The sequence below is a fragment of the Cupriavidus sp. 05N39 genome, assembly GCF_056397325.1.
Genome location: NZ_JBFTNE010000051.1, coordinates 31,422 through 55,634 on the forward strand (window position 1 = coordinate 31,422; position 24,213 = coordinate 55,634).

Sequence of the window (24,213 nt, forward strand, 5' to 3'; positions counted from 1 at the left end):
TCAGGCTTCCTTCTTGTGGTTGAGCATCGGCAGGTTCAGGCCCTGCTCGCGAGCACAGTCGATGGCGATGTCATAGCCGGCATCAGCATGGCGCATCACGCCGGTGGCGGGATCGTTGTGCAGCACGCGCGCGATGCGGGCGGCGGCTTCGTCGGTGCCGTCGCACACGATCACCACGCCCGAATGCTGCGAGAAGCCCATGCCCACGCCGCCGCCGTGATGCAGCGAGACCCAGGTSGCGCCGCTGGCGGTATTGAGCAGCGCGTTCAGCAGCGGCCAGTCGGACACCGCGTCGGAGCCATCCTTCATGCTTTCCGTTTCACGGTTGGGGCTGGCCACCGAGCCGGAATCGAGGTGGTCGCGGCCGATCACTACCGGCGCCGACAGTTCGCCACTGCGCACCATCTCGTTGAACGCCAGGCCAAGCTTGGCACGCAGGCCCAGGCCGACCCAGCAGATACGCGCCGGCAGGCCCTGGAAGCTGATGCGCTCGCGCGCCATGTCCAGCCAGCGGTGCAGGTGGGCATCGTCCGGGATCAGTTCCTTGACCTTGGCATCGGTCTTGTAGATGTCCTGCGGATCGCCCGACAGCGCGGCCCAGCGGAACGGGCCGATGCCGCGGCAGAACAGCGGGCGGATGTAGGCCGGCACGAAACCCGGGAAATCGAAGGCGTTCGCCACGCCCTCTTCCTTGGCCATCTGGCGGATGTTGTTGCCGTAGTCGAAGGTGGGCACGCCCATCTTCTGGAAGTCCAGCATGGCCCGCACGTGCAGCGCCATCGATTGCTTGGCGGCCTTGACCACCGCTGCCGGGTCGGTCTGCGCGCGGTCGCGGTACTGGCCCCAGGTCCAGCCCACCGGCAGGTAGCCGTTTAGCGGGTCATGGGCGCTGGTCTGGTCGGTGACCATGTCCGGGCGCACGCCGCGGCGCACCAGTTCGGGCAGCACTTCGGCGGCGTTGGCGCACAGCGCGATGGAAACGGCGCGGCCTTCGGCGGTGTACCTGGCGATGCGCGCCAGCGCGTCATCGAGGTCGGTAGCCTGTTCGTCGACATAGCGCGTGCGCAGGCGGAAATCGATGCTGGCCTGCTGGCATTCGATGTTCAGCGAGCAGGCGCCGGCCAGCGTGGCGGCCAGCGGCTGCGCACCGCCCATGCCGCCCAGGCCCGCGGTCAGCACCCAGCGGCCCTTGAGGTTGCCGTTGTAGTGCTGGCGGCCGGCTTCCACGAAGGTCTCGTAGGTGCCCTGGACGATGCCCTGGCTGCCGATATAGATCCAGCTGCCCGCGGTCATCTGACCGTACATGGCCAGGCCCTTGGCATCCAGTTCGTTGAAGTGTTCCCAGGTGGCCCAGTGCGGCACCAGGTTGGAATTGGCGATCAATACGCGCGGGGCATTGCTGTGGGTCTTGAACACGCCGACCGGCTTGCCGGACTGCACCAGCAGGGTCTCGTCGTCGTTCAGCGTCTTGAGCGTCTCGACGATCTTGTCATAGCACTCCCAGTTGCGCGCGGCACGGCCAATGCCGCCGTACACCACCAGCTCCTTGGGGTTCTCCGCCACTTCCGGGTCGAGATTGTTCATCAACATGCGCAGCGGCGCTTCGGTCTGCCAGCTCTTGGCATTCAGCTGGCTGCCGCGCGGGGCGCGGATCTCTACATCGCGAAAGCGGGAGGTATTGCTCACGGGAACTCCTTGGTGAATAAGGCTGGCTCGAACCGCTCTGTTCAGCCATGCTAGGTATGTATAGTGTTGTATAGACAAGTAGAGGAAAATTGGGGTATTCCCGGAGGTACGCCCCACACATGACGAAAAAGTGCCTTTGTAAGTGCTTGAATGACGAGGGTGACGGAGAGTGCTTGCCGCTTCGAGCACGCCGCCAAGTACCGCGACATGGACGCCCCCTGCCACGGGTACGAAATCCGCGATACGCAAGCGCGGTATCATGCTCCTGACCCGCCGCATGCCCATGGCATCGATACGGCCTTGCGAGCACGCCGGCGACCCGGACGAGGCGGCCGCCGCAGAACCCCTGGACTCCCATGCTGATGCGTTTCCTCGAACGGCTGATCGACCCGTTCCGCGCCCTCCCCGACACCCAGCCGCCCGGCCAGATCTGGCGCTTCTACGCCTATTACCTGCGGGAGGTGTGGCCGGTCTTTGCGCTGCTGCTGGGCGTGGGGCTGGCTGGCGCGCTGATCGAAGTCTCGCTGTTCGGCTTTCTCGGCCGCCTGGTCGACCTGGCGCAAGCAACGCCGCCCGCCGACTTCTTCGCGCGCCACCGTGTCGAGCTGGTGTGGATGGCGGTGGTGGCGCTGCTGCTGCGTCCGTTCTTCAACGGCCTGCACGACATCCTCGTGCACCAGGTCATCAACCCGAACCTGGGCAACCTGGTGCGCTGGCAGAACCACCGCTACGTGCTCAAGCAGAGCCTGTCGTTTTTCCAGAACGACTTTGCCGGGCGCATCGCGCAGCGCATCATGCAGACCGGCTTCTCGCTGCGCGATTCAGCGGTGCAGGCCGTGGATGCAATCTGGCATGTGTTGATCTACGCGGCCAGCTCCCTCTACCTGTTCGCGCAAGCCGACTGGCGCCTGATGATTCCGCTCGTGGCGTGGATCGGCTGCTACGTGAGCGCCATGCTGTACTTCACGCCACGCGTGAAGGCGCGCTCGGTAGCCGCCACCGGCGCGCGCTCGCGGCTGATGGGGCGCATCGTCGACGGCTATACCAATATCACCACACTCAAGCTGTTCGCCCACACGCGCCATGAAGAAGACTACGCGCGCGAAGCCATGGCCGACCTGACCGACAAGGCGCGCCTGTCCGGCCGCATGGTCAGCGCCATGGATTTCACGGTGACCTCGCTCAATGGCCTGCTGATCGCCGGCACCACCGGGCTGGCGCTGTGGCTCTGGAGCCAGGGCCATGTCAGCGTCGGCGCGATTGCGCTGTCGACCGGACTGGTAATCCGCATCGTCAGCATGTCGGGCTGGATCATGTGGGTGATCAGCGGCATCTTCGAGAATATCGGCCAGGTGCAGGATGGCCTGCAGACCATCGCCGTGCCACGCACGATCGGCGATCGCGGCGACGCGCAGGCGCTGCGCGTCACGCGCGCAGAGGTGCGCTTCGAAGGCGTGGGCTTTCACTACGGCAAGGGCTCGGGCGTGATCGAAAACATCGATCTGGTGGTGCGCCCTGGCGAGAAGATCGGCCTGGTCGGCCCGTCCGGGGCCGGCAAGTCGACGCTGGTCAACCTGCTGCTGCGGCTGTACGACGTGGAGCGAGGACGCATCCTGATCGACGGCCAGGACATCGCCGGCGTCACGCAGGAAAGCCTGCGCGCGCAGATCGGCATGGTGACGCAGGATACGTCGCTGCTGCACCGCTCGATCCGCGACAACCTGCGCTACGGCCGGCCCGGCGCCAGCGAGGCCGAACTGCTTGCGGCAGCGGACGACGCGCATGCCGGCGAGTTCATTCCGCGTTTGCGCGATGCGCATGGGGCGACGGGACTGGATGCGCAGGTGGGCGAGCGCGGCGTGAAGCTATCGGGCGGGCAACGCCAGCGTATCGCGGTGGCGCGCGTGCTGCTGAAGAATGCCCCAATCCTGATCCTGGACGAAGCCACCTCGGCACTGGACTCCGAGGTGGAAGCTGCCATCCAGGAGAACCTGGAGACGCTGATGCAGGGCAAGACCGTGATCGCCATCGCGCACAGGCTCTCCACCATCGCGCGCATGGACCGGCTGGTGGTGCTGCAGGATGGGCGGATTGCCGAGAGCGGGACGCATGCGGAGTTGCTGGCGCGTGGGGGGCTTTATGCGCGGTTGTGGGCGCATCAGACTGGGGGGTTTGTGGGGGTGGAATAGTTGGGGGATTGATGTAGGCGGCGTTGGCATCTTGCACCCAAGGGCGTACGACATCCCCCTGCGGGGGACGCCGTACGCACTTGGGTGCAAAAACCATCGCCGCTAAAAGAACAGCAACCACCTACACAGAGAGGCCCTTTCCCCCAACAACCAACAACAACCACCCCCTCAAACCCACCCCAATACCCCCGCCCCAGCCCCCACCCCCACCAACACCAACGGATGCACCTTGGTCTTCAACATCAACCCGATGGTAACCACCGTCACCGCCACCGCAGTCCAGCGGTGATCCACGCTCGCGGCAAGAATCCAGCCGGTGGAGAACAGCAGGCCGATGGTCAGCGTGGCAAGGCCGCGCCGGATCAGGCCGGGCCAGCGCGCCTGCGGCGAGCGGCCGGCGAAATACTCGAAACCGAGCGCGATCACGCTGGACGGCCCGCAAATGCCAATCATGCCGACGATGGCGCCGGCCAGACCCGCCACCTGCCAGCCGAACAGGGCAACGAACAAGATGTTCGGCCCAGGCGCGGCCTGCGAGATGGCGTACATGGCGGAGAACTGCGCGTCGCTCATCCAGGCGTTCGACTCCACCAGGAAGCGATGCATGTCGGGGATGGTGGTGCTGGCCCCGCCGATGGCAAGGAATGACAGCATCAGAAAATGCGTGAGCAGGCTGGAAAGCACGTTGGGCGAGCTCATTGGCGCGGCTCCTTGGCCTCGGGCGGCACGGCATCGATGCCATCATCGCTGGACGGCATGCCGGGCGCGTCGATCGCAGTCGGCGCCAGTGGCGCATGCGCGCGCCGCGCCAGTTGCTCGCTGCGCCACTCCAGCACCAGGCCCATCGGCACCAGCACCGCCATCACCGGCACGAGCGGCCAGCGCAGCAGCCCGATGCCGACAAACGCCGCACCGCCGATCATCAACCCCCGCACGGTGCGCGGCTGGCTTTGCGCCAGCTTGAAGCCGGTCGACAGCACCAGGCCCGCCGACACCGCCGTCATGCCCGTCAGCATGCGCTGCACCGCCGCCACGTCGCGGTAGTGCTCGTACAGCAGCATCAGCGCCAGCACGCCCACCATTGGCACCATCACCAGCCCCGCGAAGGCCGCGAGCGCGCCGCGCAGCCCGGCAAAGCGCAGGCCCAGCATCAGCGCGAGGTTGATCACGTTGGGGCCAGGCAGCACCTGCCCGAGGCTGAGCAGCTCGACGAAGTCGCGGTCGCCAAGCCAGCGGTTGCGATCCACCACGGCGCGCCGCACGAACGGCAGCACGCCGCCGAAGCCTGAGAGCCCCATGCGGGCAAATTCGATGAACAGGCGCCGCGGCGTGGGCGGGGGTGCTAGCGCTACCATCGGATCGTCGCCGGCGGGGGAAGGAGTAACTGGCATCGCGTGTAAACGGGAGAGACATGGCCTGACGGGATGGCACCCGAGCGTTCCGCCATGCGCGGTAAAGAAAAAAGCCCCGCGCATTGTCGCGCAGGGCCAGTTTGGGTTGACGCGGCTTAGTTGCCGCTTGCCGGGGGGACGATCCGTACCGGCTCGATGCTCGGCTCCTTGAGCCTGAGATCCAGCGCGCGGCCCTTGCGGGCGCGCTTGCCCACATAAGGCAGCAGCAGCTGGCCGTAGAGCTTCTGCGAGCTTGGCTTGCCGCCGCGCCCGGCGCCGGACACCAACAGGCCCGGCGCGCCCACGGCGATCGCCTGCAACAGCGTCTCCTTGGGCTCCAGCTCCATCAGGATCACGCCACGGCCACCGGCCGACAGCGACTTGATCTCGTCGAGCGACACCAGCAGCATGCGGCCGTTGGCCGACAAGCAGGCCACGTGCGTGGCTTCCTCGCCGATCGGCGCGGGCACCAGCGGCGCGTCGCCCTCGTCCAGCGTGAGGTAGGCGCGACCGCCCTTCTGCCGGCTGACCATATCACCCACCTTGGTCTGGAAGCCGTTACCGCCGCGCGTGGCGACTAGCATGCGCTGGTCGACGCTGCCGGCGAAGGTGTGGGCGATCTGGCTGCCGGGCTGCAACTCGATCAGCGTCGTCACCGGCACGCCGTCGCCCCGCCCGCCGGGCAGGCCGGCGACCGGCACGGTGTACGCGCGGCCATTGGTGCCGAACACCAGCATGACGTCCACGGTGCGGCACTCGAAGGTGCCGTACAGTGCATCGCCCGCCTTGAAGGTGAACTGCTGCGCATCGTGGCCGTGGCCCTGGCGCGTGCGCACCCAGCCCTTTTGCGACACCACCACGGTGACGGGCTCGTCAACCACGCGCACTTCGGCGGCGGCGCGGCGCTCTTCCTGGATCAGCGTGCGGCGCGGGTCCTTGTCTTCGGGGCTGTACTGCTTGGCGTCGGTCTCGATTTCCTTGATGATGCGGCGGCGCATCATGGTCTCGGACTTGAGCAGCACGTCCAGCTCGGCTTGCTCGTCGCGCAGGGTCTTCAGCTCCTGCTCGATGCGGATGGCTTCCAGCCTGGCCAGCTGACGCAGGCGGATTTCCAGGATGTCCTCGGCCTGGCGGTCGGACAGGCTGAAGGCCTGCATCAGCGCCGGCTTGGGCTCGTCGCTCTCGCGGATGATGCGGATCACCTCGTCGATATTGAGCAGCACCAGCATCCGGCCTTCCAGGATGTGGATGCGGTCCTCGACCTTGCCCAGCCGATGGCGGGTACGGCGGGTGACAGTGGCGAAGCGGAAGGCGATCCACTCGCGCAGGATATCGGCAAGGCCCTTTTGTCGCGGCCGGCCATCGGTGCCGATCATCACCAGGTTGATCGAGGCGCCGGATTCCAGGCTGGTATGCGCCAGCAGCGTCTGGATGAATTCCTGCTGCTCGATGTTCTTGCTCTTGGGCTCGAACACCAGCCGCACCGGCGCGTCCTTGCCGGACTCGTCGCGCACCGCGTCGAGCACGGCCAGCATGCCCTGCTTGAGCTGCAACTGCTCGGGCGTGAGCGACTTCTTGCCGGCACGCACCTTGGGGTTGGTGATCTCCTCGATCTCCTCCAGCACCTTCTGCGACGACGTGCTCGGCGGCAGTTCGGTCACCACCAGTTGCCACTGGCCGCGCGCCATTTCCTCGATGGTCCAGCGCGCGCGCACCTTCAGGCTGCCACGGCCGTTCTCGTAGATCGCGGCGATATCCGAAGCCGGTGAAATGATCTGGCCGCCGCCGGGATAGTCCGGCCCGGGCATCAGCGCCAGCAGTTCGGCCAGCGTGATGTTGGGGTTGCGGATCATCGCCACGGTGGCCGCCGCGACTTCGCGCAGGTTGTGCGGCGGGACTTCGGTGGCCATGCCCACGGCAATGCCGGAAGCGCCGTTGAGCAGCACGAACGGCAGCCGCGCCGGCATCAGCTTGGGCTCTTCCATCGAGCCGTCGTAGTTGGGCACGAAGTCCACCGTGCCCTGGTCGATCTCGTCGAGCAGCAGGCGCGAGATCGGCGTGAGGCGGGCCTCGGTGTACCGCATCGCGGCGGCGCCATCGCCATCGCGCGAGCCGAAGTTGCCCTGCCCATCGATCAGCGGGTAGCGCAGCGAGAAGTCCTGCGCCAGCCGCACCAGCGCATCGTAGGCGGACTGGTCGCCGTGCGGGTGGAATTTACCGAGCACGTCGCCCACCACGCGCGCCGACTTGACCGGCTTGGCGTCGGCGCGCAAGCCCATCTCGTGCATGGCGAACAGGATGCGGCGCTGCACCGGCTTCTGGCCGTCGGCGACTTCCGGCAGCGCGCGGCCCTTGACCACACTGATGGCGTAGTCGAGATAGGCGCGCTCGGCGTAGTGCGCAAGCGTCAGCGAGTCCGCTCCCTCGTCGGGTGAACCTGGGTCAAACGGAATGTCTTGTTGTTCCATGGATTGGCAAGAATACGGCGCATCGCATCGTTGGCCGGTGCGCCGGTTGCAAGTTGTTCGTTATGCGGTTCGTCGTGTTGTCCGTGATCGGATCAGGGCATGTTGCGGCGGCCGCCGATCACCATCTTGACGCGATTGATGCCCCCACCCGCGACCCCCGCGGGCGCGCCACCCGGACGGTAGAAGCGATAGAACTGCAGCACCGTGCTGACGTACTGCTGGGTCTCGGGATAAGGCGGAATCTTGTTGTTGTAGCGCTGTACCGCGCCCTCGCCGGCGTTGTACGCTGCCAGCACCAGTTCGAGGTTGTTGGGGAACAGCTCCATCAGCCAGCGCAAATAACGCACGCCGGCCGAGATATTGGTATGCGGGTCGGCCAGCTTCTGCCCGACCGTGCGCCGCGCGTCAGCGCTCACGCCGAAGCGCGCGCCGGTGTCGGGAATCACCTGCATCAGCCCGATCGCGCCCTTGGGCGACACCGCGCCGGCGTTGAAGCCCGACTCCACCGCCATCACCGCCTTGACCAGCGCCGGATCCACATTCTGCGCCTGCGCGACCTGGCGGATGATGGGTTCGACCGTGGCGATATTGGGATGGTTGACGACGTAGCGGTAAAGCTTGTGCGTTTCCAGGTCGATCTGGCCGCCGGCGCCGGCGCGGCCCACCGAGGGGCTCTTGAGCTCGCCGCCGTTCTTCATGAACAGCGTATAGCGCTCGTCCAGCTTCTCATCCGAGAAATGCGCCACGCCGTCGTCGTCGATGTAGCCATACAGCGCCGCGTGGGCCGCCGGCGCCAGGGCCAGGCCGGCCAGCAGCATGCCGGCGGCAATCCACTGCCGCGGCCGGTTGCTGGTAGGTCTGGTCTTTGCCATCGGGATTCCTCGCGTCATGCAGGCACCGGACGTCACGAACGCCGGCTGCCTGGCCATCAGATATCAGATATCGGCAACCACCTCGTTGCCACGCTCTTCGAGCCAGGTACGCCGCTGCGCGGCCTCGCCCTTGCCCATCAGCATATTCATCACGCCCACGGTCTGGGGCAGGTCGAAATGGCCCAGCGCGACCGGCAACAGGCGGCGCGTGTCGGGATTCATGGTGGTTTCCCAAAGCTGCTCGGCATTCATCTCGCCCAACCCCTTGAAGCGGGAGATCTGCCAGCCGCCTTCCTTGATGCCGTCCTTCATCAGCTTGTCCTGGATCGCCACCAGTTCGCCATCGTCCAGCGCATAGAGCTTCTGGGCCGGCTTCTTGCCGCGCGCCGGCGCATCCACGCGGTACAGCGGCGGGCGCGCCACGCACACATTGCCGTTGTCGATCAGCTTGGGGAAATGCTTGAAGAACAAGGTCAGCAACAGCACCTGGATGTGCGCGCCGTCCACGTCCGCGTCGGACAGGATGCAGATCTTGCCATAGCGCAGGTTGGACAGGTCGGGCTCGTCATTGGCACTGTGCGGGTCCACGCCGATGGCCACCGCGATATCGTGCACTTCGTTGTTGGCGAACAGGCGGTCGCGCTCGGTCTCCCAGGTGTTGAGCACCTTGCCGCGCAGCGGCAGGATGGCCTGGAACTCCTTGTCGCGCCCCATCTTGGCGGAACCGCCGGCGGAATCGCCCTCGACCAGGAACAGTTCGTTGCGGGTGACGTCGGTGGATTCGCAGTCGGTCAGCTTGCCCGGCAGCACGGCCACGCCGGAGCCCTTCTTCTTTTCCACTTTTTGCGCGGCGCGCGTACGCGCCTGCGCCTGGCGGATCACCAGCTCGGCCAGCTTCTTGCCGTATTCCACATGATGGTTCAGCCACAGCTCCAGCGCGGGGCGGCTGAAGGCGGACACCAGCTTCACCGCGTCGCGGCTGTTCAGGCGCTCCTTGATCTGGCCCTGGAACTGCGGGTCCAGCACCTTGGCGGACAGCACGAAGGACGCGCGCGCGAAAACGTCTTCGCTCATCAGCTTGACGCCCTTGGGCTGCAGCGCGTGCATCTCGATAAAGCTCTTGACCGCCTGGAACAGGCCTTCGCGCAGGCCGGACTCGTGCGTGCCGCCGGCGGGGGTGGGGATCAGGTTGACGTAGGATTCGCGCACCGGCGCGCCGTCCTCGGTCCAGGCCACCACCCAGGAAGCGCCCTCGCCTTCCGCGAAGCCTTCCTCGGCCGGGTTGGCGTCGGGGTCGGCGAAGTGCTCGCCCTCGAACATCGGCACCACCAGTTCGGCGCCGCTGCCCTGTGCCAGCGCTTCCACCAGGTAGCCCTTCAGGCCCTGGTCATACTGCCAGGTCTGGCGTTCGCCATTTTTCTCGTGCAGCAGCGTGACCTTGACGCCGGGCAGCAGCACGGCCTTGCTGCGCAGCAGGCGCTGCAACTCGGCCATCGGGATCGTGGCCGAATCGAAGTATTTCGCGTCGGGCCACACCTGCACCCGCGTGCCGCTCTTCTTCTCGCCGCGCTCGAGCTTGCGCGTGGCCAGCGGCACGGTGACGTCGCCGCCGGAGAAGGTCAGCGTGGAACAGTTACCGTCGCGCCAGACGGTCACGTCGAGCTGGGTCGACAGCGCATTGGTGACGGAAACGCCCACCCCGTGCAGGCCGCCCGAGAAGGCGTACGCGCCGCCCTTGCCCTTGTCGAACTTGCCGCCCGCGTGCAGGCGGGTAAATACGATTTCCACCACCGGGACCTGCTCTTCGGGGTGGATGCCGACCGGGATGCCGCGGCCATCGTCCTCCACGCTGACGCTGCCGTCGCGGTGCAGGGTGACCATGATTTCGGACCCGTGGCCGCCGAGCGCTTCGTCGGAGGCGTTATCGATCACCTCCTGCACGATATGCAGGGGGTTGTCGGTACGGGTGTACATGCCGGGCCGTTGCTTGACCGGCTCCAGGCCCTTCAGGACCCGGATGGAAGATTCGCTGTACTGACTGGTTTTGCTCGCCATGGAGTCGCTTGCTTAGTAGGATTCTCGGCCAGCCTTGGCGGGGGGCGCTTGCCGCACGCCAGCCAGGGGGGGCCGGGCAGCCTGCATTGTAATGGAAGCGCGCAGCCGTCTTGGTGCCAATCGTGACTGCGCGTTACAGTGATCAATGCAGCATATTCGGCACTAACCCTGCCCCGGAGCGGCGCCCGACGCCACGAGCCGATGCGGGGTACACTCGCTCGCACAGGCGCAGCCCAGACGGGCCCGGACCGCGCCGGCAAAACTAAAAACAGCACTACGCACACCGAGCCAGGATGCAGGACGCCATGCAGAACAACATTCAAAGCACGCCGAAAAAGGCACTTTCCCTCACAACAGTCCTTATGTGCGGTGGCTTGCTCGTCACCCTGTCAATGGGTATCCGGCACGGTTTCGGCCTGTTCAACCTTCCCATCACGCAGACGCACGGCTGGAGCCGCGAGACTTTCGCCTTCGCGCTGGCGCTGCAGAACCTGATGTGGGGCGTGACCCAGCCGTTCACCGGCGCCCTGGCCGACAAGTTCGGCGCGTTCCGCATCATGCTGATCGGCATTGCACTTTATGTCGGGGGCCTGGTAGTCATGGCGATGGCCACCTCGGGCACCGCCTTTGCCTCGGGCGCCGGCATCCTGATCGGCATTGCGCAATCCGGCACCACGTACAGCGTGGTGTACGGCGTGATCGGGCGCGTAGCCAGCCCAGAGAAACGCGTCTGGGCCATGGGCATCGCAGCCGCCGCGGGCTCCTTCGGCCAGTTCCTGATGATCCCCGTCGAGCAGACGCTGATCTCGGTGGCAGGCTGGCAGAACGCCTTGTTCGTGCTGGCGGTGCTGGCTTGCCTGATGCTGCCGCTGGCCTTCAGCCTGCGCGAGCCGCAAAGCGAGGGGCACGGGAGCGGCTTCCAGCAGACCATCGGCCAGGCCGTGCGCGAAGCGTTCGGCAACCGCAACTTCCAGTTGCTGACGCTGGGCTATTTCGTGTGCGGCTTCCAGGTGGTGTTCATCGGCGTGCACCTGGCGCCCTACCTCAAGGACCGCGGCCTGACCGATCCCAAGATCGCCACCGTGGCGCTGGCGCTGATCGGCCTGTTCAATGTGTTCGGCACCTATAGCGCCGGCGCGCTCGGCCAGCGCATGCCCAAGCGCCACCTGCTGTCGATGATCTACATCACCCGCTCGGTGGTGATCGCCGCCTACCTGCTGCTGCCGCTGACGGCCGCCAGCACCTGGGTGTTCGCCGCCATGATGGGCTTCCTGTGGCTGTCCACGGTGCCGCTGACCAACGGCATCATTGCCCAGGTATTCGGCGTGCAGTATCTGTCGATGCTGTCAGGGGTGGTGTTCTTCTCGCACCAGATCGGCAGCTTCCTGGGCGCCTGGCTGGGGGGCTTCCTGTACGACCGCACCGGCACGTACGACATGGTGTGGATGATCGCAATCGGGCTGGGCGTCGTCGCCGCGCTGGTCAACCTGCCGATACGCGAGCACGCGATCGCGCGCCCGCAGGCGGCAGTGGCATGAGCGCCGCGCGCGCCGCTGCCTTGCGGGCCGGCGGCTTCGCGGCGCTGGCCGCGTTGATGGTGCTGGGCTTCATGTCCTACCTGCGGCCGGCGTTCATGGTGGATCTGACTAACATGGTGCTGGCCTGGTGCGGGTAAGGACGGCGGGCGTCCCATGGCACATGGGACGCCCCCGCCCGACCGCCCTGCCCCGTTACTGCGCCTCGGCCTTGGTCTTCGCCTCCAGCACTTCCCAGCGCTCCAGCGCCTCCAGCAGTTCCATGTCGATCTCATCGTGSCGCGCCGCAAGCTGCGCGGCCTTGCCCGCGTCGCTGACATAGAGCGAGCCATCCGCCAACTGCGCGCTGACGGCCTTCTGCTCATTTTCCAGCGAGGCAATGCGCTCGGGCAGCGTATCGAGTTCGCGTTGCTCCTTGTACGACAGCTTGACCACGCGGCCGGGGGCTCGCGCTTCGCGCGGCTTCGGCGCTTCCGCTGCCTTGCGCTCGCCCGCGCGCGCTTCCTGCATGGCCGCGCTGCGCGCCGACTGCACCTGCCAGTCGGAGTAGCCGCCCACATACTCGCGCCAGCGCCCGTCGCCTTCGGCGGCGATGGTCGAAGTCACCACGTTGTCCAGGAAGGCCCGGTCGTGCGAGACCAGGAAAACAGTGCCGCTGTAGTCCTGCAGCAGTTCCTCCAGCAGTTCCAGCGTGTCGATGTCCAGATCGTTGGTGGGTTCGTCGAGCACCAGCACATTGGCCGGGCGCGCGAACAGGCGCGCCAGCAGCAGCCGGTTGCGCTCGCCGCCGGACAGCGACTTGACCGGCGAACGCGCGCGCTCCGGCGCGAACAGGAAGTCGCCCAGGTAGCTCATCACGTGCTTGCGCTGGCCGTTGATTTCGACCCAGTCGCTGCCCGGGCTGATGGTATCGGCCAGCGAGCGCTCCAGGTCCAGCTGCGTGCGCATCTGGTCAAAATACGCCACCTGCATATTGCTGCCGTTCTTGACCTCGCCAGTATCCGGCGCCAGTTCGCCCAGGATCAGCCGCAGCAGCGTGGTCTTGCCCGCGCCATTGGAGCCGATCAGGCCGACCTTGTCGCCGCGCATGATGGCGCCGGTGAAATCGCGCACCACCATCTTGTCGCCGAAGGCCTTGCTGACATTGGTCAGCTCGGCGACGATCTTGCCGGAGCGCTCGCCTTGCGACACCTCCAGCTTGACGTTGCCCTGCACGTCGCGCCGCGACGCGCGTTCGTTGCGCATCGTCACCAGGCGCTGGATGCGGGCCACGCTGCGCGTGCGGCGCGCTTCCACGCCCTTGCGGATCCAGACTTCTTCCTGCGCCAGCAGCTTGTCGAACTTGGCCTGCTCGACCTGCTCGGCGGCCAGTTGCTCGGCCTTGCGCGTCTGGTAGGCGGCAAAGTTGCCGGGGAAGGAAACGAGCCGGCCGCGGTCCAGTTCGACGATGCGGGTGGCCACGCGATCGAGGAAGGCGCGATCGTGGGTAATCAGCAGCACGCTGCCGCGGAAAGCCAGCAGCAGGTCTTCGAGCCAGCGGATCGCTTCCACGTCCAGGTGGTTGGTGGGTTCGTCGAGCAGCAGGATGTCGGGCTCTGCCACCAGTCCCTGCGCCAGCGCCACGCGCTTTTGCATGCCGCCGGACAGCGAATCCACGCGCACATCGGCAGTAAGGCTGAGTTGCGCCAGCGTGGTTTCCACCCGCGTACGCAAGCCCCATGCCCCGGCGGCGTCGACTTCGGACTGCAGGCGGTGCAATTCGGCCAGCGAGTCCTCATCGTGGCTATCGTCGAGCGCCGCCAGCGCCGCCTCATAGGCGACCAGCAGGTCGTGAACCTTGCCCAGACCCAGGGACACGGCGTCGAACACGGTCTGGCCCGGCTCGAACTGAGGCTCCTGCGGCACATATGCCGAGGTCACGCCACTCTGACGCGCGATCAGGCCATCGTCCGGCGCGGACAGGCCGGCCACGATCTTGAGCAGCGACGACTTGCCGGTGCCGTTGCGGCCAATCAGGCCGACGCGCTCGCCGGCTTCGAGGGAGAAGTCGGCATGGTCGAGCAAGGCCACGTGCCCGAAGGCGAGCTGGGCGTCGGAAATCGAAAACAGGGCCATGGGAGCAATACGAAAGGAGACAGCGAAAGGAAGGCGACTCAAGCGGCTTGAACGCGCAGCCACCCGCCGGCGTCGGCCGGCAAGCAGGCGGCAGGGTGCCAGGTAGCCGGCATTGTAGACCACCTCCGTGCGCCCTCGCCCGGAGCCGCGGCCCAAAAAAAGAAGGGCCCGCGCTTGCGCGGGCCCAAGAGTCTCTCCTCGGTGCCCTGCTCGCAAGGCACGAACGGAGCATAGCAAGCGCCTCCGCCCGGCTCTAGTCGGACAAGTCCGTAAGGGAAAGTCCCGTCAACGCCCGCGGCCGGCCGCATCCTTCCGGGCCTGTTGCTCGCCACGCAACACCCCACGCCGCGACCGTTGTCCGGCTGCTTGCCGTCGTGGAACAATGCTTGCCGGCCAGCAGGCCGCAGCACAACGGCAGTAGCAGCATAAAAACCGGTCCGAACCGGTGCAGGCGACCCAACGCCATTTCCGCTCGACGCCTTTTTCGCTTCTTTGTACGGGGACATCCATGATCCATCCGGTTTGCCGGCGCCTGCGCGGCGCCGGGCTGGCGATTTCGCCCAGCCCGGTCCGCCTGCCGCTGCTGCTCCTGCTATCAACCTTGCTCACATTCTGGCTGTCCGCCGGTGCCAGGCCTGCCGCGGCGCAGTCCGACGGCTCACCGGTGCTGCATCGCATTGCCCAGACCGGGGTGCTGCGCATCGCCCACCGCGAGAGCTCGGTACCGTTTTCCTTCGTGGCCGACGGCAAGCCGCACGGCTATGCCGTCGACCTCTGCCTGCGGGTAGCCGATGCGCTACGCGGCGCACTCACACTGCCCGCCCTCAAGGTGGAATTCGTGCCCGTCACGCCGGCCAGCCGCATCACCGCGATCGTCGACGGCAAAGCCGATCTCGAATGCGGGTCCACCACCAATAACCGCGAACGGCGCGAACAGGTGGCCTTCACCATCCCGCACTACATCGCCGGCAGCCGCATGCTGGTGAGGACCGACTCCGGCATTCGCAAGCTGGGCGACCTGCGCGGCAAGACGGTGGTCTCCACGGCGGGCACGACATCGCTGGCCGTGGTTCGCCAGATCAACGGCTCCGGCGCCATGCAGATCCGCGTGGTGGAAGCCAGGGACCACGCCGAAGCCTTCGCCATGGTCGAGCAAGGCAAGGCCGACGCCTTCGTCATGGACGATGTGCTGCTCTACGGCCTGCGCGCGAACTCGCGCAACCCGGCCAGCTACACCGTCACCAGCGAACTGCTGACGATCGAGCCCTACGCCATCATGCTGTCGAAGCAGGACGCCGAGTTCAAGCGGCTGGTGGACAAGACGCTGGTCTCGGCCATCTATTCGCTCGAGACCCAAAAGCTCTACAAGAAGTGGTTCCAGTCGCCGATCCCGCCGCACGGCGTCAACCTCGACATCCCGATGAGCTACCTGCTGCGCGACTCCTTCAAGTTCCCCAGCGACAAGGTTGCCGACTAGCATCGCATGCGGCTGCGGGGAGCCTGCAATGCTCCAGGGCAGGGCAAGAACKGCGCAACTCGTGCGAAGATGACGGCCCGGCCGCTTTCGAGCGCCCGCCTCGTCAAGCCAAGTCCCCGTTCCATGTCCACTGCCACCGCCCCCCTGAAGCTGACCGACCTCTCCGTCTCCGCCCTGGTAGCCGGGCTGATTGCCATGCTGACCGGCTATACCAGTTCGCTGGTGCTGATGATCCAGGCGGGCCAGGCGGCCCACCTGTCGGATGCGCAGGTTGCCTCCTGGATCTGGGCGTTATCCATCGGCATGGGCGTCACCACCATCGGGCTCACGCTGCTGACACGTGCTCCCATTGTCATTGCCTGGTCCACGCCCGGCGCCGCCCTGCTGATCGCCAGCCTGCCCGGCGTGCCCTATCCGGAGGCGATCGGCGCCTTCGTGATGGCGGCGCTGCTGATGACGGCGGCGGGCCTGACGGGCTGGTTCGACAAACTGATGCGCGCGTTGCCGGCCAGTATTGCCTCCGCCCTGCTGGCCGGCATCCTGTTCCGCATCAGCGTCGACGTGTTCGTGCAAGCCCAGCAGCAAACCCTGTTGCTGCTGGTGATGTTCGCGTTGTACCTGGCGGGCAAGCGCTTCTGGGCGCGCTACGCGGTGCCGGGCGTGCTGCTGGTGGGCGTGGCGCTGGCCGGCGCGCTTGGCCAGCTGCATTTCGAATCGTTCCATTTCGCGCTGGCCCGGCCGGTGTGGACCACGCCGGCATTCTCGCTGCAGGCTTTCGTCAGCATCGCCGTGCCACTGTTTATCGTCGCGCTGGCTTCGCAGAATATTCCCGGATTGGCGGTGCTGCGCGCCGACGGCTATCACGTAGCGGCGTCACCGCTGATCACCGTGACCGGCATCGCTTCGGTCCTGCTCGCGCCGTTCGGCTCGCATGGCATCAACCTCGCGGCGATCACGGCAGCCATCTGCACCGGCGCGGAAGCGGATCCGGACCGCAACCGGCGCTATACGGCYGCGGTGGTTTGCGGACTCGGCTATCTGGTGGCGGGCGTGCTGGCCGCCAGTATTGCCGCGCTATTCGCCGCCTTTCCCAAGGCGCTGGTGGTCGCGGTAGCCGCCTTCGCCTTGCTTGGCTCGATCGCCAGCGGCCTGACCACGGCCATGCAGACCCCGGCGGAGCGCGAGTCGGCCCTGCTCACGTTCATGATCACCGCCTCCGGCATGACGCTGGCCGGCGTGGGTTCGGCCTTCTGGGGCGTGGTGGGTGGCATGCTGGCGCTGCTGGTGCTGCGCCCGCGCACCGCTCCCCGGGCCGGATAACGCTTAAAGCAGCAGGAAGGCGATGTCCGCCGAACCGATGCCGGATAGCGGCGTGCCCTTGCGCCGCTGGAACAGGATGTGCTGAAGCACCCGGTCGCGGTGCTCTGCAAATGTGGACGGCTCGAAACGCAATGCGGTCAGCGCGTAGTGTTCGGCGAGCAGCTTGTAGACGCGGTGGCGCACCATCAGCATTTCGCTCTCGGCGCGCAAGCGGCTGATTTCGGCGCCGTTATCCTCTTCCAGCTGCCGCATGCCCACCACCACGCGCGCATGCATGCCACGATAGCGGTCCAGTTCGCCATGCGCCTTGCGCAGCTCCTCTCGCAGCGCCCTCACCTCCTGCTGGAGCTTCAGGTTATGTTGCACGCCGCGCTGGATGCGCGAGGCTTCTTCCAGCGCGACATCCGCCGCCGCAATCGTGTTCCGCCATACTCCCTGACCCGTCGCGTGACCCTCCACCTGCGGCCACACGGTCTGTACCTCATCCTCGCCATTCATGGCGCCCCCCCCTGAGAACCTGACTCCCCCGCCGTTGGCTTTATGACGTCTGCCAACTGGTCGGGACTACCGCGAACACCCCGCAGGCGATCAACCGGATCRCCGGTGCTTCTGCAATGAAGCACCCAACACCGATTGAAGTGCGCATCACGGTGCCGGACAACCACCCGAAAGGAGGGATCGCCAACGTGTGCGCGCGCACCGACTGTGGTTTGTACTGTACACCGCAGGCACCCGCAGCGGTTGCCGCGCATCCGGCGGGCCAGTAATGGTATGGGAAAATGTGGCCCCAACGGCAGCCAAAAAGAAGGACTTACCGATGAACGCTTATGTGCTCCTGGCCCTCGCCATCGCGGCCGAAGTCATCGCCACCAGCAGCCTCAAGGCGTCCGAGAGCTTTACGCGCCTGTGGCCAAGCTTGCTGGTGGTAGCCGGATACGTCGGCGCCTTTTTCCTGCTGATGCAGGTCATGAAGACCGTGCCGGTAGGCATTGCCTACGCCATCTGGTGCGGCGCCGGCATCGTGCTGGTCACGCTGATCGCCAGCGTGCTCTATCGCCAGGTACCGGACCTGGCGGCATGGGCAGGAATCGGGCTGATCATCGCGGGGGTTGCGGTGATCCAGCTCTTTTCGAAGATGGGGGCGGCGCACTGAGGCAACGGCGTCGCGCAAGCCCGCCGCCGTTGCGCGGCGAGGCGATGGCCGCAGCCAAGCAAGCCTCTGGCCGACCGGAAACGTCAGCCGTACAATTTCTGCAAGAAGGGATGTGCACCTGACAGTTCATATGCTGCCCGAAGCGTTGCTTCGGGATCGTCAACTCGCTCTGCTCTCCCCATGGAGTCGACATGAAGAAGATGATACTGGCCGCCACAACAGCACTGCTGTGCGCCGCAGCGTCAGCCGAGGACGCGTACATCTACCCGACGGAGAACATGAAAGTCGGGGAAACTGTCCAGCTGCAATCTCCGACCGTCCTGTTCATCAACAAGAAGTGCGACCTGCCGTTCGTCGATGCCGCGCACATGCGCTTCTATGCGTCTTATCGTAGCGATGCGTCCAATCGCGGCACCTGGGATACCGGCTGCTGGGCGAAGAACATCCACGGCGACGCGATCATCGTCGTGCTGAGGATGCCAAACAGGACGATCGCCCTCAAAACCCTGGCACGCGCCGACGTCCAGAAAGATGGCACCGCCACGATCAAGGCGTTGCCCGCCCAGGGCCGCTAGCGCCACCGGCCGAAGGAGGCCTTGATTGACTTGGGAATGGGGGATTTCGGAGAACTTTCGCGAACCAGAACCAGGCTATGCCCCGTCGGCAGGATTCATAAAACCGGCTGTAACCAATACTGGAAGCCGATTTACCAGAATACGATTTTCGTGGTGCCACGAATGTAGATGATCTTGATGGATACGTCGCCGCCTTGAGGCACTGTATATCCATACAGTTAACTCAACTTTCAGCATCTACATTCAGGCGGCTCTTATACTGGATATCCATACAGTACCAGTGAGAGAGACATGTTCGCCTGCGATATCGAGACCGTCTTCCTGTTCCGCCGCGCAGCCGATGCGGTCGCCGCACCCTTCCCTTGCGAGCGAATCACCGTGGACGATCCGCTGCTGACCGCCGACACATGGAATCCCGAGGCAGAAGCAGCGGCACAAGCCACCGGCGCCACGCTCGTCCTGAACGGCATCGACACCGCAGCAATCATGGCGCTGCCGTGGACAATCGATCGCCTGGAGTTCAATTACCGTGGCGCCTGGCTAAGCTTCCTGCTGGCCTACAGCATCCAGTTCACAGGTCCTCGCTCGATTTGCCTGCGCACCCGCGGCGAGCGCCACTATGCCACCCGTCAGGAGGTGGCATGTTCTCTGTGACCTACCAGGCTGGCTCCAGCTTCCTCGAAACCCGGTTCCTGCCCGGCGACACGGTCGAGCAGCGCCTCGACCGCGAAGGTGTCACGGTATCGAGACCCGCCACATCGAGAAGATGGTGTGGACGGCCGACTGCCTGTTGTTCGAGCAGGACGGCCAGCACCACCGGATCAAGGTTGCCCGGCCAGCGGTGAAAACGCCGCTACGCGCGCGGTTCCCCCGCCGCTGAATAGCTGCGCCGCGCCACCACGCCCCCCCCAAAGAACGCCAACTGCTGCGCGTCGTCTATGGCGTCGATCCGCCCGCGGTGGCGCTCTTGGGCTCGCTTGGCCTTTTCCGCCTTCACTAGTATCGGCAGTTAGTAACCGGGCCAGTGTTGATGCATCGGATCTGATTGCCGGCTTGTGGTGTCAGAGGCGCAGCTTGCGGCGCCACGTACTGCGGCGTTTGAAGCCATGCGTTCTGCTGTTGCCGCAGTTGCTGGTTTTGCTGCTGCAATTGCGCATTGGTCTGCTGAATTTGCTGGGCAGCCATCTGCTGATTGAACTGATACATCTGCAACTGCTGATCGGTCATTGCATCTCTGTATCCAGTTGCCTGACCGTCCGAGTTAAAGCACATGATTCGACTTGGCGAAAGGACCCTGTATCGTTCGCATGTCGAATCGCCTGCCATGTAATATCTCCCGTTCACGAAATTCGGCGCCGCCGGGCTTGCGCAGCCGGCGACTGCAAACGCCAGAAAGACCGTTGCTATTTTTCTCATGGGTAGTTTCTTGAGCGCGTATTGCGATTGCGACGCGCGTTCGTCGGTCTCGTCCAAAGACGCTCGCGATTTYCGCAATCGTTCACGCGTCATGCAAGCAGTGTTGCGGGACGGCCAACTGCCGACGGCCTTCCCTCGGGCATCATGATCTGCCCCACGAGCGGCGGACAAGCACCTGCTGATGAATCGCTTCCACGCCCCAGGCAAGGAAGAACGGGGGATCATCATCGTGCCGCGAGCGGAATGGGAGGACTGGCTGACCTGCCGGGATCCGTTGCGGGTGCGGGTGCGCAGCTTTATGCGACTGCACCCTGCGGATATGCGGCTGGATCAGCCAGCGCCTATCCAGCGTCAAAGCTAGCCCAAAGGGACACCCCCACCTGTCGGGCACTCGGGCAATCCAGGCAATGGCGGCGGCGGTAGCGACGAGGAATCACTTTGCTCCGCCTCAACTGCCTCCCCAAGCTTGGAAGCCTGAGTGACGTAGTTCACGCGAATATCAAGGTCAAATTCTTGGCCGCAGCTCTCAGAGCAGCCGCACCTCACCCGATGCCGCACCGTCATAGGCAGTTCCAACACCGTCATCTCTACCCCGAACCGACGAACAGTCTTGCAGTACGGACAAGTTGCCGCGACTGAATATGTCATTGCGAGTCCTATTTTGGTGGAGAGTTGGCACAAATGTACGCTTGATAGTCACGCCCAACAATGGGATTAGTACTTCAGGATTAAGGGCTAGACGGTACGGGGCATCGTTTAGGGGCACCAAATATAGGGGCATTTATTGATGCCCCTAATGCCCCTAAAACACGCGGATGCCAACGGCTCCCGGCGAACTTCGGCGAACGTCGAAAGCCCGCGAGGCCTTGATCTACTTGGGAGGGGAGGACTTCAGAGAACTTCTACGAACCGTACTATGGTCCGCCAGCAGGAATCATAAATTCGGCTATATCTATTACTGGAAGCCGATTTCTCCGAATATGATTCTCTTGGTGCCACGTCCAGTGCCACGAAAATATTTTGATGGACACGACACCATCTCGCGACACTGTATATCCATACAGTTAACTCAACTTTCGGCACCCGCATTCGGACGACTCTTATACTGGATATCCATACAGTACTTTCAGAGTGCGCCCATGTTCACCTGCGATCCGGACACAGTCTACCTGTACAGCCAGTCCCATGGGGCGGCGCGTTTGGCCATCCGCTGCTCCCACCTGCCCATAGACGATCCGCTGCTCACCGCTGACACCTGGAACCCGGAGGTCGAGGCCGCCGCGCAGGCCGCGGGCGCCACCCTCACGCTGACGGGGGTCGATGCCTCGGCGATCATGGCGCTGCCGTGGACCATTGACCGCCTGGCGTTCCATTACCAGGGCACTTCGCTCAGCTTCCAGCTCGCGGCGAGCGCCACTACGCCACCCGTCAGGAGATGGCATGTTCCCTGTGACCTACCAGGCTGCCTCGATCTTTCTGGAAACCCAGTTCCTGCCCGGCGACACGGCCGAGCTGCGCCTCGACTGCGAACACGTCACGGTCACGGCCAGCGCCGTCACCGTGCACGGCATCGAGACGCGGCACATTGAGAAGATGATGTGGACGGCCGACTACCTGTCTTTCGAGCAGGACGGCCAGCACCACCGGATCAAGGTGGCCCGCCCGGCGGTCAAGACACTGCTGCGCGCGCGGTTCCCCCGCCGCTGAATAGCCGTACCGCGCACCGCCATGCCCCCCTACACCCCAGAGAATTGGGTTCGCGCGCTACGCCACGCCGTGCGTGGCGGCACGCCGGATGCCTATGGCGATCCGTTCAGCATGCGGCTGTACGTCCTGAACCCTTACGGCCAGCCGGCCCATACGCTGGACGGGAACGCCCATCATGAATTTCTGAGGGGCTGGTTCAAACGTTTCGTGCTGCGCACTGACCTTCCCGAGCAGGATGCCCGCGTCTGGACATGCTTCTGCCCATGGTCGGACACGATGACCGACAAACCAGTTTTCCTGACCCACCTGATCGCCCCCGGCATCGACAAGATATTCACCTCCGCGACGTGGCAAGATGCGCAGGACAAGCACCGGCGTGTTGCCGAGAAGGCGCGGCGGGTGCTGCCGCTCACGCCCTTGCCAGGAGATGAGGATGTGCACAGCGAACATGAGAAGAAGCCTGACCGTAGCCGCAAACTGGTATGAGCAAAGGATTCACCCGTCCTGCAGAATAACCAAGCTGGGAGCAAGCATCCTTCTGGGCTGCATCATTTCCATGATTCGCGGCAAGGACCTCAGCTGGGATCTGCTGAACTATCACTACTATGCACCATGGGCGCTGCTCAACGATCGGCTGAGCGTCGATCTGTATCCAGCCCAACTGCAAACATTCTTCAACCCAGTAATTGACCTTCCGTTTTACTACTGTGCCACGACGTTCCCTGACTACGTTTCGGTGCTGCTCATGGGGATCCCATTCGGGCTGGCTGTCTTTGTCACATGGAACATCATTGGGACCATAGGCGTCGCCCATCGAGCGCCTGGCTGGGCCCCGAGAATCAATCGCGGGTTGGCTTGCTTCCTTGCGCTGGTCGGCGCTGCAGGGTATTCCCAGGCCAATACCACTTCGGGCGAGTGGACGACAACCGCGCTTGCATTGCTGGCGATCTGGGCGATCTTCGCCTCGCATCGAGGGAACCTGACTACCAGAATGGCGCTGGTCATTGCCGGCCTTTCGCTCGGGATGGCTACAGGACTCAAACTCACGGCAGCCATTCCAACCCTGGCAATCACACTTGCGTTGCTTTGCTCCCTGTCGTGGCGGAGCCCGCGCGCGACCGCTAACGACTTGGCGCTCTACGCCGTAAGTGGATGCGTTTCATTCGCCGCAGTCGCCGGGCCGTGGATGTGGGTTTTGTATCGGGACTATCAGAACCCGCTATTCCCGTTCTTCAACAGTTTGTTTCGCTCGCCACTCCTCGATGAGGCGACCATGCTGGACACAAGGTTCTTGCCGGGAACATGGGTCGAATATCTCTGGTTCCCGATAAAGACTGCGTTTGAGAAGAATCGGCTTCACACAGAAGAGAACATGCGTGATCCGCGACTGCTGATTGGCGGGGTCATCGCCCTACTATGGCTTTCAAAATCTGCGGCCCTCTGGCTTCGAAATCGCGCCGTGGACAGCCAATCTCAATTTAAGCTATTCCTCAGCATCACCTTTGTCGGAATGTACCTGTTCTGGATGACGATGTTTGGCATTTACCGATATGCCATCCTGCTGGAGATACTGTCGATCCTGATGGCGGGTATGGTAATTGGGGAAGCGATCGATAGCGGCCACCGACGAAAAGCACTCTGGATTGCGGTGCTGGTATATGGCTCCGCCGCCATCCTGACGAGATCCCCGAACTGGGGAAGAACGCCGATGGATGGGAACCTGTATTTTTCCACCGAGCTTCCCAAGCTGCCGCAGAAGTCGCTGGTTCTCAATCTAGTGAACGGTCCGGTGGGGTACCTCGCTCCGCAATGGCCAGACAACCCCCCGTTCGTCTACCCGATCTCGAACCTTTCAGGCCCTGGGCGCAACGAAGCCATCCAGCGGATCATCAACGAAAGAGTCATGTCCCATCGGGGCGAAATCTCCGCACTATGGGATGGCATCGACTTCACCGACTCTATGCGCCAACTGCTTGCGAACTATCACCTGCATGTGGACATGGCGTCCTGCCGGCCGGTGTATCGCCCATCGCTTGCCACGCTTCTAGTTTGCCCAACACGGCGCACAGGCAACAACAGGACACCCGCTGCCGAGTGAAACATGAACATCGCTGACGCGTTTGCAGTTGTTGAATATCTTCCAGTCCGGGATCGGTAGGAAAGACGCCGCCCGATTGAGATGCCTTATCGAAGGTGATCCAACACCTGGTTCGCCGCCATGACCACCGATTCACCGGCCGGATGATCCCAGGCC

The 24,213-nt window shown here is 64.5% G+C and carries 20 protein-coding genes and 1 pseudogene; 12 read left to right on the plus strand and 9 right to left on the minus strand.

The window, feature by feature from the left end; translation table 11 throughout:
• Entirely contained in the window at positions 1–1,686 is a 1,686-nt protein-coding gene (gene hutU, locus AC1DN0_RS23435; protein ID WP_035873839.1) for a urocanate hydratase, read from the minus strand.
• Between the two features lie 356 nt (positions 1,687–2,042).
• Here hutU and AC1DN0_RS23440 point away from each other — a divergent pair, with 356 nt between their 5' ends.
• On the plus strand, positions 2,043–3,875 hold the full coding sequence (locus AC1DN0_RS23440; RefSeq protein ID WP_441626834.1) for an ABC transporter ATP-binding protein: 1,833 nt from the start codon (positions 2,043–2,045) through the stop codon (positions 3,873–3,875).
• A 168-nt stretch (positions 3,876–4,043) separates the two neighbouring features.
• Here the strand turns inward: AC1DN0_RS23440 and AC1DN0_RS23445 are convergent, their stop codons facing one another.
• The 5 genes and pseudogenes from AC1DN0_RS23445 to AC1DN0_RS23465 all read right to left on the minus strand — a co-directional run bounded on the left by AC1DN0_RS23445 (position 4,044) and on the right by AC1DN0_RS23465 (position 10,661).
• Positions 4,044–4,574: a chromate transporter gene (locus tag AC1DN0_RS23445; RefSeq protein ID WP_441626836.1), complete on the minus strand. Its 531-nt coding sequence runs from the start codon at positions 4,572–4,574 to the stop codon at positions 4,044–4,046.
• A gap of 119 nt (positions 4,575–4,693) precedes the next feature.
• Positions 4,694–5,266: pseudogene (locus AC1DN0_RS23450) on the minus strand (chromate transporter); the annotation flags it as partial.
• Positions 5,267–5,382: 116 nt separating this feature from the next.
• The gene (gene parC / locus AC1DN0_RS23455; protein ID WP_441626838.1) at positions 5,383–7,734 is read right to left on the minus strand and encodes a DNA topoisomerase IV subunit A; all 2,352 of its coding nucleotides are present in this window, start codon (positions 7,732–7,734) and stop codon (positions 5,383–5,385) included.
• 92 nt (positions 7,735–7,826) lie between these two features.
• On the minus strand, positions 7,827–8,606 hold the full coding sequence (locus AC1DN0_RS23460; protein ID WP_441626840.1) for a lytic transglycosylase domain-containing protein: 780 nt from the start codon (positions 8,604–8,606) through the stop codon (positions 7,827–7,829).
• A gap of 63 nt (positions 8,607–8,669) precedes the next feature.
• Positions 8,670–10,661, minus strand: a complete 1,992-nt coding sequence (locus AC1DN0_RS23465; RefSeq protein ID WP_045239668.1) for a DNA topoisomerase IV subunit B — start codon at positions 10,659–10,661, stop codon at positions 8,670–8,672.
• A 305-nt stretch (positions 10,662–10,966) separates the two neighbouring features.
• On the opposite strand from AC1DN0_RS23465, the gene AC1DN0_RS23470 reads away from it, so the two are divergent.
• Entirely contained in the window at positions 10,967–12,199 is a 1,233-nt protein-coding gene (locus AC1DN0_RS23470; RefSeq protein ID WP_441626843.1) for an MFS transporter, read from the plus strand.
• The gene (locus AC1DN0_RS23475) at positions 12,196–12,336 is read left to right on the plus strand and encodes a hypothetical protein (protein WP_441626845.1); all 141 of its coding nucleotides are present in this window, start codon (positions 12,196–12,198) and stop codon (positions 12,334–12,336) included. The genes AC1DN0_RS23470 and AC1DN0_RS23475 overlap by 4 nt, the downstream gene beginning before the upstream one ends.
• A 55-nt stretch (positions 12,337–12,391) precedes the next feature.
• Here AC1DN0_RS23475 and AC1DN0_RS23480 read toward each other — a convergent pair whose 3' ends face one another.
• Complete coding sequence (locus AC1DN0_RS23480) at positions 12,392–14,311, minus strand: ATP-binding cassette domain-containing protein (RefSeq protein WP_441626847.1); 1,920 nt, start codon at positions 14,309–14,311, stop codon at positions 12,392–12,394.
• A 508-nt stretch (positions 14,312–14,819) separates the two neighbouring features.
• Here AC1DN0_RS23480 and AC1DN0_RS23485 point away from each other — a divergent pair.
• A complete protein-coding gene (locus AC1DN0_RS23485; protein WP_441626849.1) occupies positions 14,820–15,788 on the plus strand; it encodes an amino acid ABC transporter substrate-binding protein in 969 nt (322 codons plus the stop codon).
• A gap of 123 nt (positions 15,789–15,911) precedes the next feature.
• Positions 15,912–17,108: a benzoate/H(+) symporter BenE family transporter gene (locus tag AC1DN0_RS23490; RefSeq protein WP_441626851.1), complete on the plus strand. Its 1,197-nt coding sequence runs from the start codon at positions 15,912–15,914 to the stop codon at positions 17,106–17,108.
• Between the two features lie 3 nt (positions 17,109–17,111).
• Here AC1DN0_RS23490 and AC1DN0_RS23495 read toward each other — a convergent pair whose 3' ends face one another.
• Positions 17,112–17,606 carry a hypothetical protein gene (locus tag AC1DN0_RS23495; RefSeq protein ID WP_276286667.1) on the minus strand — a complete coding sequence of 165 codons (495 nt, stop codon included), beginning with the start codon at positions 17,604–17,606 and terminating at the stop codon, positions 17,112–17,114.
• A gap of 319 nt (positions 17,607–17,925) precedes the next feature.
• Between AC1DN0_RS23495 and AC1DN0_RS23500 the strand changes: the two genes are divergently transcribed.
• The 3 genes from AC1DN0_RS23500 to AC1DN0_RS23510 all read left to right on the plus strand — a co-directional run bounded on the left by AC1DN0_RS23500 (position 17,926) and on the right by AC1DN0_RS23510 (position 19,490).
• The gene (locus tag AC1DN0_RS23500) at positions 17,926–18,261 is read left to right on the plus strand and encodes a DMT family transporter (RefSeq protein ID WP_441626853.1); all 336 of its coding nucleotides are present in this window, start codon (positions 17,926–17,928) and stop codon (positions 18,259–18,261) included.
• Between the two features lie 191 nt (positions 18,262–18,452).
• On the plus strand, positions 18,453–18,836 hold the full coding sequence (locus AC1DN0_RS23505) for a hypothetical protein (RefSeq protein ID WP_441626855.1): 384 nt from the start codon (positions 18,453–18,455) through the stop codon (positions 18,834–18,836).
• Between the two features lie 291 nt (positions 18,837–19,127).
• The gene (locus tag AC1DN0_RS23510) at positions 19,128–19,490 is read left to right on the plus strand and encodes a hypothetical protein (protein WP_428178902.1); all 363 of its coding nucleotides are present in this window, start codon (positions 19,128–19,130) and stop codon (positions 19,488–19,490) included.
• A 342-nt stretch (positions 19,491–19,832) separates the two neighbouring features.
• Here the strand turns inward: AC1DN0_RS23510 and AC1DN0_RS23515 are convergent, their stop codons facing one another.
• Complete coding sequence (locus AC1DN0_RS23515; protein ID WP_441626857.1) at positions 19,833–20,309, minus strand: hypothetical protein; 477 nt, start codon at positions 20,307–20,309, stop codon at positions 19,833–19,835.
• Positions 20,310–20,433: 124 nt separating this feature from the next.
• Between AC1DN0_RS23515 and AC1DN0_RS23520 the strand changes: the two genes are divergently transcribed.
• The 4 genes from AC1DN0_RS23520 to AC1DN0_RS23535 all read left to right on the plus strand — a co-directional run bounded on the left by AC1DN0_RS23520 (position 20,434) and on the right by AC1DN0_RS23535 (position 24,057).
• Positions 20,434–20,613 (plus strand): hypothetical protein, encoded by a 180-nt coding sequence (locus tag AC1DN0_RS23520; protein WP_441626859.1) that lies wholly within the window; start codon positions 20,434–20,436, stop codon positions 20,611–20,613.
• 1,079 nt (positions 20,614–21,692) lie between these two features.
• A complete protein-coding gene (locus AC1DN0_RS23525) occupies positions 21,693–21,959 on the plus strand; it encodes a hypothetical protein (protein ID WP_441626861.1) in 267 nt (88 codons plus the stop codon).
• A gap of 21 nt (positions 21,960–21,980) precedes the next feature.
• The gene (locus tag AC1DN0_RS23530) at positions 21,981–22,445 is read left to right on the plus strand and encodes a hypothetical protein (protein ID WP_441626862.1); all 465 of its coding nucleotides are present in this window, start codon (positions 21,981–21,983) and stop codon (positions 22,443–22,445) included.
• A complete protein-coding gene (locus AC1DN0_RS23535) occupies positions 22,408–24,057 on the plus strand; it encodes a hypothetical protein (protein WP_441626864.1) in 1,650 nt (549 codons plus the stop codon). Before AC1DN0_RS23530 ends, AC1DN0_RS23535 begins: the two co-directional genes overlap by 38 nt.
• Positions 24,058–24,213 lie beyond the last annotated feature (156 nt).